6 protein-coding genes are annotated in these 14,679 nt (G+C 40.9%); 2 read left to right on the forward strand and 4 right to left on the reverse strand.

The features are described 5' to 3' along the window. The first annotated feature begins 267 nt into the window (after positions 1-267). The gene (gene lpdA / locus BUB99_RS11005) at positions 268-1,662 is read left to right on the forward strand and encodes a dihydrolipoyl dehydrogenase (protein WP_073122428.1); all 1,395 of its coding nucleotides are present in this window, start codon (positions 268-270) and stop codon (positions 1,660-1,662) included. Positions 1,663-1,779: 117 nt separating this feature from the next. After that, positions 1,780-2,784, forward strand: coding sequence for a DHH family phosphoesterase (locus BUB99_RS11010; protein WP_073122430.1), 1,005 nt, complete (start codon positions 1,780-1,782; stop codon positions 2,782-2,784). 54 nt (positions 2,785-2,838) lie between these two features. Here BUB99_RS11010 and BUB99_RS11015 read toward each other — a convergent pair whose 3' ends face one another. The 4 genes from BUB99_RS11015 to BUB99_RS11030 all read right to left on the reverse strand — a co-directional run bounded on the left by BUB99_RS11015 (position 2,839) and on the right by BUB99_RS11030 (position 14,323). Further along, positions 2,839-3,177 (reverse strand): hypothetical protein, encoded by a 339-nt coding sequence (locus BUB99_RS11015; RefSeq protein WP_073122432.1) that lies wholly within the window; start codon positions 3,175-3,177, stop codon positions 2,839-2,841. Positions 3,178-3,529: 352 nt separating this feature from the next. Next, positions 3,530-4,675 (reverse strand): caspase family protein, encoded by a 1,146-nt coding sequence (locus BUB99_RS11020; protein WP_073122433.1) that lies wholly within the window; start codon positions 4,673-4,675, stop codon positions 3,530-3,532. Positions 4,676-4,685: 10 nt separating this feature from the next. After that, positions 4,686-13,517, reverse strand: coding sequence for a LamG-like jellyroll fold domain-containing protein (locus BUB99_RS11025; RefSeq protein WP_073122435.1), 8,832 nt, complete (start codon positions 13,515-13,517; stop codon positions 4,686-4,688). 47 nt (positions 13,518-13,564) lie between these two features. Further along, positions 13,565-14,323 (reverse strand): Ser-Thr-rich GPI-anchored membrane family protein, encoded by a 759-nt coding sequence (locus BUB99_RS11030; RefSeq protein ID WP_073122437.1) that lies wholly within the window; start codon positions 14,321-14,323, stop codon positions 13,565-13,567. Between the last annotated feature and the right edge of the window lie 356 nt (positions 14,324-14,679).

A 14,679-nucleotide genomic window follows, 5' to 3' on the forward strand; every position in this document is an offset into this window, starting at 1 on the left:
TTCTTTCGAAATTTGAATCAAAAATACACTCTTTCAATCTATCCCGATGTTTTTTCCTCAAAAAATCCCTCTAGTCCCTCCTATTCAGGGTTGACTTTCCTCTTTCTATCAACAATGAATCAGATAGCATTGTCACAATGCTAAAATTATAGGTTTAGGCTTTATGCTTGAACATTATCTTTTTTTCTCAAGGCAAAGCGGTTAAATTTGCAGCTCTTTAACGGCCTGAACTAAACAAGGTCTCATCTTATTCAGTACAAAGAAATTATGGCAAACAAATATGACGTAATAGTGATAGGTAGCGGTCCAGGTGGATACGTTGCGGCTATCAGAGCATCTCAATTGGGAAAAAAAGTAGCAGTAGTAGAAAAAGCAGAAATCGGTGGTATCTGCCTGAACTGGGGCTGTATACCTACCAAAGCGCTACTCAAAAGTGCTAGTGTATTCGAGTACATCTCTCATGCGGAAAATTACGGAATCACCGTAAAAGACTCAAAAGCAGATTTTGGTGGAATGGTCAAAAGAAGTCGTGGTGTCGCAGACACGATGAGTAAAGGTGTCCAATTTCTACTCAAAAAGAATAAAATCGATCAACTCCTAGGATTCGGAAAAGTAGCAGCAAATAAAACTGTAACAGTAACCGATGCAGATGACAAGACCGAAACCTATAGCGCAGATCATATCATCATCGCTACAGGCGGTAGATCGAGAGAGCTACCAAATCTACCGATAGACGGCAAAAAAATCATCGGCTACAGAGAAGCGATGTCTCTCGCTAAGCAGCCTAAGAAAATGGTGATTGTCGGGTCAGGAGCTATTGGGGTTGAATTTGCTTACTTCTACAACTCGATTGGCACGGAAGTAACCATCGTAGAGTACCTACCCAACATCGTGCCTGTAGAGGACGAAGACGTATCGAAGCAACTCGCTAGATCGTTCAAAAAACAAGGTATGAACATCATGACCAGTGCAGAGGTGACTTCTGTAGACACCAAAGGTTCGGGATGTAAAGTGACTGTCAAAACGAAAAAAGGCGAGGAGCAAATCGACTGTGATATCGTGCTCTCAGCTGTGGGCATCTCTACCAACATCGAAGGCATAGGGCTAGAAGATGTAGGCGTCATGACCGATAAAGGCAAAATTGTCGTAGATGATTTCTACAAAACTAATCTGCCCGGAATCTACGCCATCGGTGATATCGTACACGGGCCAGCGCTTGCGCACGTATCGTCAGCAGAAGCTATCATCTGTGTCGAAAAAATATTCGGAGAGAATCCTGAAGCTCTAGACTATGAAAACATCCCAGGCTGTACTTACTGTACGCCGGAGATCGCATCTGTAGGTATGACCGAAAAAGCGGCTAAAGAAGCTGGATACGACATCAAAGTCGGTAAATTCCCATTCTCTGCTTCTGGAAAAGCACAAGCTGGAGGCAATGCTGAAGGATTTGTAAAAGTGATCTTTGACGCAAAATATGGCGAGTGGCTCGGATGTCACCTAATCGGTGCTGGCGTCACGGATATGATCGCTGAAGCGGTTGTTGCTAGAAAACTAGAGACAACAGGTCACGAAATCATGAAAGCTATACATCCACACCCTACCATGTCTGAAGCAATCAAAGATGCCGTAGAGGATGCATATGGTGAAGCAATTCACTTGTAAGACAAACACATAAAACTGCAAGCCGATTCAAACTGGATTTGAATCGGCTTTTTTGTTTACAATCAGACAAACTTACCTCCTCCTTACTACATTTGATTATCTAATATCACAGCCACAATGAACATTTATAAACAGATAAAATCCGAAATACTGAATGCTTCGCATATCGTCATCACCTCTCACAAGTCACCTGATGGAGATTCTGTAGGTAGTTCTTTGGGACTGCAACGATTCATAGAAAAACTCGGGAAAAGTGCAGTCATCTGTCACCCTGATATTGCACCAGAATTCCTGTTCTGGCTAGATACTTCTCAAATCTTGCTGATGACGGATCAACCACAAGAAGTGACAGCAGCATTTCAAAAAACAGACCTCATCTTTTGCCTAGACTATAACGGTACGGATCGTATCGGTCCTGATATGCAAGCTCTACTAGAATCTGCTACTTGCAAAAAAATCATGATTGATCACCATCTCAACCCTCAGGATTTTCCTAACCTCGCAGTATCTGACACTTCAGCTTCCTCTACTGCTCAACTGATTGTAGAACTGATCGAACAGTCAGGGCATGAAAACCTACTAGACGAACATATCGGCACACCACTGTACCTTGGCATTCTAACTGATACAGGTAGCTTCCGTTTCCCCTCAGTATTGCCACGTACGCATGAATTACTTGCCAAATTATTAGCCGCAGGTGTCAAACATCATCTCGTCCATGAAGTACTTAATGACAACAACACGGCTAGCCGATTGCGCCTTCAGGGCTATGCTATGAGCCAAAAACTAGTGATCATGGAAGACTACCATGTATCCATCATCTCTCTATCCAAGGAAGAACTAGAACAATACGATTACCAAAAAGGTGATACAGACGGCCTAGCAAATCAAGCCCTATCTATCAAAGGGATGAAAGCCGCCATCGTTTTCACGGAACGTGATGGGATGATGAAAATTTCATTTCGATCAAAAGGAGAAGAAAACCCTGTCAACGTATTGGCTGCAGAACACTTCGATGGTGGTGGTCATGCCAACGCAGCTGGTGGCATGAGTAAGTTATCAGTAGCAGACACCTTAGACAAAATCATAGATTTAGTCCCAAAATACTTCCCTGCTCAATAAGAAAGTCTAGCTCTCTGATTCGGCGACCGAGTCAGAGAGATCACTGCATTAATATCACAAAATTTCCCAATGCATAATGTAACTGGCCGTACTGTTCTTCTCCAGTAGCTTCATACTCGTGGAGTACTCTCCAGGTGTATCATCCACATTGAAAGTAAATGTACCGAGATGGTCGTTGAAGCTTAGAAAATCAAAGTCCCATAGTTCTACATCCACCCAGCCTAAGTCTACTTCTAGCTTTAGATCCACATCAACTTTATCACCAGTATCTATTCTAAAGTACAAATTCCCTACAGGCCATACCTTCTCTCCCTTAAATTTCAAGAACATTTCATCCTTATCTATTTCATCAGGAACGGTGCATTGTATCCTATTAATTTTAATCGTTGGCATAGTGTATCAATATTGATCGAGTGAAGCAAAGTAAGCTAAATATAGAATGAAAAGTAAGATTTTCAACAAACTATCATTTCCGTTACATTCCATCTACTCAAAGTATGATTTCATTAGGCAAAACAAGACTCTTCTTTACAATAATTGCAACAAATACAATAATTAACACCTCAATCCAAATATTCTTCTAAAACACCCCTTATTTTACTGAGTTCCTTTTAATTTGCCTTCACTGACACTGACAGCATATAACCTGTCATACACGCAGTATGAGGATTCTACTTAATAGAAAAAGCCCGATCAAAATCGGGCTTTTTCTTATTTCACAAAACTGTATTAGACATTTCTATTCTTAATACGTCTCAATTATTCTTCTCTGGAAGATAAAGTCTCCTCCTTCATCTCCTGTGTTTCTGATCTCACCAAACTGCGGTGTATTCGGACTATTGTTCAATACCGCTGGTTTCAGCTGATAAAACAACTGCTCAGAAGCCACATACTTCTCTTCATTTCTCTCTAGGTTCTTCAATAGGTATTTCATAAACACACTCTTGTCTGGCACCTCCGTCAAAGTCCCGCTGGTCATCGCCTTCCTACTTGGCAATTCATATAGCTTATTGATACCCATACTTGCGTCTTTAAAAGCCTTTCTCGTCTTAAAGATAGACCCTCCGAAACACGCATCCGTGATCAATAAAGTATGCTTAGAATTGATCTCACGCACATACTCTGTCACTGCACTATTTCGCATCCAGTCCCGCTTCTTATCTTCTTCTGCATCACGAGGCAACCAATAACCATTTTGTGCTTGCTCATCCCAATACCCATGTCCTGCATAGAAAATCAATAAATTATCCTTAGTCGTCACCTGAGCACTAAGTCCATCAAGTTTGTCATAAATCTGATCCCTCGTAGGGTTCTCCAAAAGCGTTGCATACTCTACGTCAAAGGTATATTGCTCTGTCAGCATTTTGTATAACGCCTTAGCGTCCTTGATTGGGTTGTCTAGATCTGTGATCGATGGATCATCATAATCTTGTATCCCGATAATCAACGCATAGTATTTCCCTGGCTCTTCTACTTCCACAGGTATTGGCTTCTCTCTTTCTACCTGATATGATCGGCTAAATGTATTCCCCTTCTCATCAATAGCTTCAAAGGTGAGCGTATTGTCTCCTACCTGCAGTGGCAAATCGTAAGAGAAACTACCCGTTCTCTCTGAGATATCTACTTCATAGTTATTCAACCATAAACCTTTGACACCATCATCATCAGCGATCACTCCTTCAATAGTTATGTATTCAACCTCTACTTTCTGAATAAAACCTCTTGATTTATCATATTCAGCCAAATACTCAGGGCTCCTCAACTCCAAATATGTCGGTGAGTTAGTAACATAGTTCAACGACACAGTTCCACTTTTTGCAGATACAGTCTGACTGTATCCCGCCGTAATGGCTGTTAAAGTGATAGTGATTAGTAGTAGTAACTTTTTCATAGTTATATAATTATCTTATGTACACCACTCTCTTATTGAAAGTTGATTGGTGATTTGCGCTTTGAATTTTGACTTGGATCAAATAGGTACCAGACCTTAAAACCCCATCTGTCAATTGCCCCGCTTCTAGCATATACTCATGATAGCCTGACGTCACACCCACTTCACTTATCTGATACACTGCTCTACCCGACAAATCCAACATCATAACAGAAACCGTAGATGACTCAGCAGTCGTCGCGATAGGCAACACCAGCTGATCAGCAAATGGATTAGGGTATGGATCTATCATTAAGTCTGTGATCGTTGATATTTGTTCTTTCAAATCTACCTTTCTACCATATATAAGCTCGAAACTTGTACTAACTGCAATAGGCTTAAAAGTGTATGAACTCTTATTAGATACATCGATGATCATTTGATTAGAGACATCTATCAAATACATGCCAAAATCACTGTTTTGCATGGTGCTATTATCCCAGTTTATTGTAACCTGCTTTTCACTCGCACTGTTTACGTCAAAACTCCAACTATAACTATCCGATGGAGAGACGATATCCTTAGTCACACCATGCTGTGTAAACACAACATCCAAATATTCAGAAAACCTAGGAAGAGGAAGTGCGTCAAACCTATCCAGCCCAATGGCAGCTTCAGGCTTCATTCCTACAGCTGATACATAATACCCTTTGTTTCCACTATTGATATTAAAACCAAAACTCCAATCGTCCGATCCAAAAACCCCTTGACTTGTCATCAATTTGGGAGCATCAGTAGTTCTCGCAGATGCATTACGGACAGCACTCAGTGGTATTTCTATCTCAGTTAAAGATGCATCAGAATTACTATAAAAAGCACCTTCAAAAGCACGCAAAGTCGACGAAGCTGAACTCCAAGTACCATTCTGGTAGGTATACAAAGTACCTGAAAGTCCATTATGACTAATGACCTCATTCCAATTGATATTCGTGAGATACGGGTTACCAATTTGGTTTTGTCCCTGTCTTACACTAATCTCGAAAGGCCTGTTTTCAGTAGCACGCACTACAGTAGCACTCGGTACTTCAAAATCAAAACTGACGGTATTCAAAAACCAATACCCTTTACCCGCTTCCAATGTTTTCAAACTTGGATACTCAGTATAACTAGAACCGTTATAGTGCAAAAGTCTCCATTCATCTTTGTCCTTACCTACCAAGTCACTAAACAGCTCAGTCACAGATACGCTTTGGAATGGCAAACTGACAATACGGTAATCGCTCTCAGTAGAACCTGTATTAACAGATACGCTGAACGCTCCACTAGGTAAAACGGGAGCAATATTAAATGTGTCAGAAGTCGATTCTGATATCCCATCGCTCGCTACAAAAACGTAAGACAAACTGGTCTGATCAAAATCAGTAGCGTCGAATGTATAACCAAAAACCCCATCCACATGTACAATAGCAGCTTGAGTATTAGGAGACTCAGGGTTCTCAGTAGCATTGACATACTTAACAGTTACCGTTAGTGTTTCTCCCTCTGGGTCAAACACCTCAATCGAAACATCAGTAGATTCCACTATATTCAAGTCAATCGTACTATTAAATGTGGGATTTGAAAACACTGGTACCTCTTCAACATTGTTAATTGTGATCTCAAAATCCTGTTCTATAACCGCCCCGCTTCCTTTATCATAACCTACGGTAATCGGATATACAGATTGCTCTTCATAATTAAAAGAACGGTTGGCAAGCAGTTTAAATCCGTCAATTGTAAATTCAGTGCCAGAAGATAAAATAGAGTATGTTCCATTTTCATCGCTGAATGAGCCGATTTCATGTCCCGATTCTAAATTTTCATCTATAGCGTTCGCCGATAAACTAATCTGTACGTTAACCTTTTCTGACTCATATATTCTACGGACTTCATCATCAGATAATCCACGATCATACAAGCGCATATCATCCATCGCACCTCCAAAAGCAACAGCATCTGTACTACCTCCTATACTGGTCACAGAAAAACCACCTGTTTGCGTCGTAACTCCAGTTGTGGATAGTTCTCCATCGATATAAAGATTCACGGTAGTACCTACTCTCGCTACAGTCGCCATCGTCCAAGTTTCCATCCTTACAGGGTCTTCCGAATACACGTTCTCACTATTAGAAGCACTATATGCAAGCAAGCCCTCACTAGTCAGCCTAAAATCCATGTATTCTACATCCCCTAGCGAATAAAGAATAAATGGCCCACTATTGTCAATTTGAGTAACGTAGATCCAAACGTTGAAGGTAAGATCTCCTGATATTGATACGCCCGCTCCACTATTAATACTCATGAAGTCATCCACTCCATCGAACATGTATGCATTACCCGCATTATCATAGCGATCAGCTATAGTGACGGGGTTATACCCGACCTCTACTCCATTGCCCAGTATCAGATCATTGCCAAACCCTGTACCATCAGTAAGGCTACCTGCAGTAAATGAATAATATGCAGCAAGCCCAACTTCTTTAGTCACATTAGCAGTCCATTGGGATTTACTAAAACCATTTGATGCTATTACTTCGAATGAAACTGGATTCGTGAAATCTATTGTATTGCTTCCGCTAACCAATTCTACATCATTGGCGTAAAGTGAAGCTCCTGATGACAAAATATAGGTCAGTGTCTGGGAAGTAATATCAGCGGAACCTGCGATTTTATGAGTAATCTCATGACTATCCTTCTCTATCCTCGCTACACCGATCTGATCACTAAGTTCAAAAGACAAGAGATCCACTTCGTCAGACAGACCTTCCCAACCCTCATGGTATAAGCTCATAATTGTCGATCCCTCTATGACCTGAGAATAGATTTTCAACTCATCAATCGCTCCATTCCAAGACTCTCCCCCGTTTCGGTCAAAAGCTCCAATAGTAAGTGGGCCAAACGTATATCCCTCCGCAAACTGCGTTGCTTTTAGCTCACCATTCATATATAGTGATGTATTAGTCCCGTCATAAGTCACCACAATATGCGTCCACTGCTGTACTGGCATAGCGACATCTATATCTTCCTTGAACCTGATATTGCCTTCAGCATTAACTCCTAAATAGTTGATCACCGAATTATCCTCTGACGTAAAACCAAGTATCTCACGGTAATCATTCAAATTCTCTTCCCAATATACCCATACAGATATACTCAGGTCACCTGCTTCAGGGGTAAAATCCGTTTTGATATAGTCGCTAGATGCATCGAACCAATAGGCTTGATTGGCATTACCAAACTTGTCACTAGTCAATACAGGCATGGTCCCAGCAGTTCCGTCTCCTAGCACACCATTAAACCCATTTCCTGACTCGTCATTGGTATTTCCATTGAAGGGAAAGTAGACAGATACTAAACCCAAAGTTGCTACTGTGCCATAGGCTGGCTCAGAGGTAACATCATCTATCGATGCAGTCAACTTAATGTAATAAACTGTCTCTTGATTTAATCCTGTTGCAGTGAATGTAATCGTGCTACCATCAAAATTCTCAGTAAACTCTGGCGAGCTAAAATCATCATTGTCATCAATGAGTAAATCGTAAGCTGTTGCTGATTCTACTGTCTCCCAATTGATCGTAAACCCTGTAGAAGAAACCTCTGTGGCCTCACTCAAAACTGGTGCTTGCAAGTTTCCTATGATTTGGGCATTGGCATTAGAAAAGCTCAAATCTTTTTGATTAGCAGTCAGATCTGGCGTAATACTACTGTCATCCCCTTGATCCGTATAGCTATTAAATGGCCAATAGCCTACCAACCCAGTCTCATTCCCTACCAGCTCAGTCTGCATATTATCTCGTATTTCTATGTCTGTTCGAGCAATATTCCAAAAACGAACCTCATCAATCTTTGCATCAAAATTTGGTATTACCCCTAAATCTGAGACATTGCCTGCATTCAACCATTCGAAAGCCTCATCTTTGACAAAACTCCCATTCAAATAGATAGATTTCGTCCCATTAGCATAGACAAAAGCAAAGTGATACCATTTGTTTGATTCAAAACCTCCCATTTCTGTTGGGTTTAAACCAAGCCAACTATCAGACGCACCAGAGCTGATGCCATCCCCAGTATAAAATTCTACATTTCTATCGCCTCCTTCTAGACTCTCAATGTATTGAATATTTGTATTCTCAATTTGAAAAATCTGACTATATACACCTGCTTCTGGGAATTGATCTACATTCAGTAAAAACTCAATCGTCATTTCTGTGGAAACTTGGTCAGAGAAACTGGACGCATTAAATCCTCCTCTACCATCTGCTTCACCATACCCGTTGATAGAGCTTAGTACTTCACTACCTATTGAATAATAAGCCTCCCAACCCGTAGCGACTACTCCTCCATCAGTCTCGAAAACTACAAGAAGACTAGTTGAGGTAGAATTAATTTCATTTGGAAGCGTAATTTGACCCGTCAGCTCCGCCAATAACGGGGCACTCGTGTCACTCCCATCATAGATGCGAACAAAATCGTAATCTAACTCTACATCGAATGCATTGAAACCTAATGTTACTTGCTCTCCTTCACCTCCTTCTATGAGCCACGAACAGTTAAAATTATTTTCATAATTAAACTCTGCACTACCGTCATCAAATACCCCTTCACTTTCAGTCAGTACGTCACTCTGACAAACAATATCTGGGATAATTTGAAGTTCAAAATTTTCACTATACGTAACATCAAACTGGTCTGTAGCCTGTAGTCTGATATATAACACCTCATTTGTAGCAAAATCAACTACCTCCTCCAGTACCAATTGATTGGCCTCATTGATAGAAAAATGGTCGTTATCTGTATCTCCATCTCCTGCAATCAACGCAAAGGAATGACTATCCCCAGGATCATCCGTCGCTGATAAATTCGCAACAATAGTTCCCACAGCATCTGTTTCGAATACAGTAGTATCTGAAAGACTAATCTTACTTGGTGCTTCATTCACCCCGTCGCTCACTAGATAATTCGCGCGAGAGATGATCAACTCTGGCACAAACTCATTTGTCATCTTAACAGTATAGACTCCTTCGTCTCCATCAGCATATACAAAAGAATATGTATTAGTGGTAGCATTTGGAATACTATCACCATTCACAAACCACTGATAAACTGTTCCTGTAAATGACTCACTCGTTGTTAGATTTAAAGTCTGTCCATCACTAACTTCCAAGAATTCTTCTTCCTCTATGGTTTGGGGGCTATAGAAAAAATTCACCCCTTCTTCGTGCAAAGAGATATTCGCATAGATATCACCGAATCCAATGCTATTACCATAAACATATAACCCAAATGCATCAAGAGACAATGCCGTCAAATCTGGAATCCCTGTGATATTATTTCCATGAAATGCCAATGTAGACAAAGAAGTAAGACTACCTATCTCGACAGGTAACTCACCACTCAACTCATTGAATTGAAGACGTAAATCTTTCAGTAAAGTCAGATTACCGAATTCGGCAGGAACACTACCCGACAACTTATTACTACTTAAATCCAGTATCTCTAAAGATGTTAGACCACCCAACTCTATCGGTATGTCTCCTGTCAAATCATTGCCATATAGATATAACTTATTTAAACCAGACAGACTTCCTAAACTAACAGGGATACTGCCAACTAAGTCATTTTGATTTAAATAGAGCTCGTACAGATTAGACAAAGCGCCTATCTCAGCTGGGATTTCACCTTCAAAATCATTGATACTCAAGCTCAAAATCTCAAGTCCTTCCAAATCACCTAACTCTGAAGGAAGAACTCCCCCTATTTGATTATTGTGAATAATGAGATGTCTCAATGCTGTCAACTCTCCTACCTCAGCTGGCAAGCTACCTGTCAGATTGTTTTCAGCAAGATTGAGCGAATCCACACGTCCGTTTTCGTCAAGACCAACACCATACCAAGTACTCATTTCAGCATTTAAGTCCCAAACATTAGTCCAATTGGCACCATCGGTGGCATTGTAAAGAGCCATAAGCGCATCACGATCTGAGGCAGCAGTTTCGTCACCTTCCATGACGAAAACATTCTGAATTTCTGACAACGTTAGGCTTTGATTATAAACATGCACTTGGTCTATCGCCCCAACAAAGAAACTATTCTTAACACTGCCAGTTGTCTGAGCCGATCCAATCAAAAAATCTCTTGTGTCAGTGAAATCATATAAAGATGTAGCGACAGTATTGCTAGCATCCAAAACACCATCTATATATATGGACATACCCTGATCCCTATCTAAAGTAACCGCTACATGGTGCCATGTACCGTCATTGAGATCAGTTGTATTACTCTCCAAAAACTCTCCACCATAGAGAGATATAGAACCATCGCTTAGGTAAACGATCAAACCATTAAATCCATCCTCTTTGAAAAGCAGGGCGCTCAGTTCTGTTGACGTAGTATTGAACCAGCACATAGCGGTCACATCCACATCTGTACCCCAGTCGAACCCTTCATCATGCGGTACTGCAATATAATCGCCTCCATCGAAGGAATAAGCCGCATCTGCATTGCCATCCCTATCTATCGTGAGCGTAGGGAAAGTGGTACTAGTGACACCATCACCCAAAACACCATCATTAGCATTGCCCGAACTGTCAGTAGCATCACCTTCAAATAAATATTGCGCGATTAAATCATTACTTTCAGAACTTTCTTCCCCAGCATTTAGCAATACACTAACCGTATTGCTTTGTTCATTGGCTACTGCGATCTCAGGCAAGCCGTCCCCTGTCAAATCTGCTACAGTTATACCCATACCTCCTGTACCTACAGAGTATAATTCAGGGCTTCCTAGTGCTATACCGCTCCCTTCATATTCATTGAGGAAAATGGAAACCTCATCAGAACCACTATTAGACATGACTAGATCCGCCAAGTAATCTCCATCAACATCTACTACTTGCAAAGCATAGGGAGTCGTTCCTCCTGTTAATAAATTTTGCCTGTTCGAAAAAATAAAAGATCCTGACCCTGAACCTACATTTTCATATAGAGTCACCACATTACCCGTACCTGTCGTGGCAATCAGCTCTGGGTAATTGTCTTCATTTAAATCCTGTAGCACTACGTCGTGAGGAGTAGTAACACTGTACTGAGCAATACTACCTGTACTGCCAAAAGATACAGTTCCGTCCGTCGAGCTGTTTTGATAAACACGAAACAGGTTAGCATCCTGACTAGCAACTACTACATCCAGCACCCCATTTTGGTCAATATCTCCCAGGGCCAATCCTTTCGCTCCTATTATACCTGTTTCTTCTACAGCAGCATCAAAACCAAAGCTCGTTGCTTCGGCAGCTGTATTATTGAGATACACTGAGAATTTCTCTCCATCGTAGCTAGACACTACGATATCCACCACGCCATCGGTATCGATATCTCCTATCTCTATGTCACTTACTTCTGTTCCGTAGGACACACTCTGGCTGGCTGCAAAGCTTCCAGAACCAGTATTGCGATGGAGAGTAAAAGTATTGTCGCTATTACCACAGATAATATCTACTAGACCATCCTGATTTAGGTCACCTGTGGCTAGTACTACTGGGGTATCGTTGACTGATATGCTAGCCAGCTCATTATAACTGAAGACACCTCCGCTAGAAGCGTTTTCATAAACTCTAAGCACAGAAGCCCCACTCCCTATCTGATCAGTAACAATCAAATCCTTGAGTCCATCATTGTTTATATCTACGAACACTACATCCTGGGGAGTAGTCAACCCCGAAAGAGTCTCTACACTGAAAGCACCTGTGTAGGTAGCTGTTTCAGTTTCTTCCTCAAGAGTATAGATATCTACTACATTAGAAGACTCTGAACCTGTATCCCCCCCCGCAAAAAAAACTTTGTCACCAACACTCGTGGCGCTCAAATAGCGACGTGCTTCAGAAAGCGTTGTTGTACTCCATGTATCAGTACTGTTGTCATAGATATCAACAACTGAAGATACAGCAGAATTAAACCCTCCAGCAAAAAAAACTTTATCTCCGACACTCGTAGCAACTAGGAAATAACGTGCCTGAGAAAGTGTTGCGGTACTCCACGTATCGGTACTATTATCATATATATCAACAACTGAAGAAGACCCCACATCATCTAATCCTCCAGCAAAAAAAACTTTGTCACCAACACTCGTGGCACTCATTAGAGATCGTGCTACAGAAAGTACCTCTGTACTCCATGTATCTGTACTGTTGTCGTAGATATCAACTACAGAAGAAGCTTCAGAAGCATTTATCCCTCCAGCAAATAAAACTTTATTCCCAACACTCGTAGCACTCAAATAGCGACGTGCTTCAGAAAGCGTTGCTGTACTCCATGTATCTGTACTGTTGTCGTAGATATCAACAACTGAAGATACAGCAGAATTAAACCCTCCAGCAAAAAAAGCTTTATCTCCAACACTCGTTCCACTTAACCAAGTACGTGCTGCAGAAAGTGTTCCTGTACTCCATGTATCTGTATTGTTGTCATAAATATCAACTACCGAAGAAGAAGAGCTAGTGCCTCCTCCAGCAAATAAAACTTTATCTCCGACATTCACAGCAACCATTTCACCTCGGGCTTGGGAAAGTGCTGCTGTACTCCATAGTTCAGTGTTGCTATCATAGATGTCAACTACCGAAGAATAATTAGTGCCGTCAAACCCTCCAGCAAATAAAACTTTATCTCCGACACTAGACGCACTCAAAATTCTACGGGCATCAGAAAGCGTATCTGTACTCCACTGTGCAGAGGCGCTAAACTCCGATAGAAGTAGGGTAAAAATTAATAACGTTAATGTAAAAACAGATCGTCTATTAGGCAGGTTTCTATTTTTAGTAATGTTTCGCATAGCTAAGTAAAGTTCTAATTTTCTCATCATTATTAGATTGATCCGAATCATGGTAGTTCAGGTGGATTAGGTAAGGATTCTCCTCCCCCCGGAGGCGTTACGGGTTCTCCTCCTTGTACCTCTAAGAAATAGTAGGCAGCAGCACCTGCCGCTAATACAGGCAGTACTTTGACAATAAATGGAACTTTACTTTTTATTTTAAACTCTGGTGAAAATGCCCGATTAGAGCTATTGCTATCTGACTGAATAGCTAATTTGTATTTTCCCTTCTTTTGTTTTCGTGGCATGACCCAGCTATAGGTACCGTATTCATTGTTGGCATCTAAGGTCTCTTGCTTTACACCATTCTTGTATAAATCAACAGAGAACTTTTCATCCTCTATTCCACCATGCCATTTGACCTGCACCATACTACCTTTCTTGTGCTTACTCGGCTTGCTAGGTGTATCGATTACGATTGGTGCATACACCATTGTCGCTACTATCTGAAAATTGACATCTCCTTTGAATTCCTCGAAGACTGTAGCTCCGTCCACTACATATGTCAACCGAGCATTCACTGCTGCTACATCTTTTAGCTTGCCATCTTTGACTGCAAGTGGCGTAGCGTAATTGTCCCGAGAAGAGAATATCTCTATGTCGTACTTTTCTTGAATACTGGATTTGAATTTAAGATCAAATGATATATTGATATCATCTCCATCGACCTGCACTTGTACATTGTTGATGCTCTGTGCCTGAACTTTGGATAATCCAACCATCACAAATACGAATACAAACAACGTTCGTAAGTAAGTTTTCCCCATAGCAACTCTATCGTTAGTTAAATAAGTTATGTAAATGTCTGCAACTGAATCATTCCCTTCCCGTAAACCAGACATATTATGCAACGGTCAAAAATATCAATTAATTGCGTCTAAACGAATACTCAAAAGTTGGTATTTAAATTCTATTGGTATACAGCAAATTGATATTGAAATCATCCAATTATTACACTATAAATGAACGGTTTACGCTCTCTTAGCAGTGTCCTTTGGGTTCAATTTCACCCTCTTAAAAGTCTACTTTTGCAACTAAAATTAAGAAAATAGACGCATTTAGAGTTCTTCAACCAACTGGATGGGTAGTATTTGTAAAACTCAACATGTGATCGTCATTTGGC

This window comes from Reichenbachiella agariperforans, assembly GCF_900142205.1.
Taxonomy (GTDB): Bacteria; Bacteroidota; Bacteroidia; order Cytophagales; family Cyclobacteriaceae; genus Reichenbachiella; species Reichenbachiella agariperforans.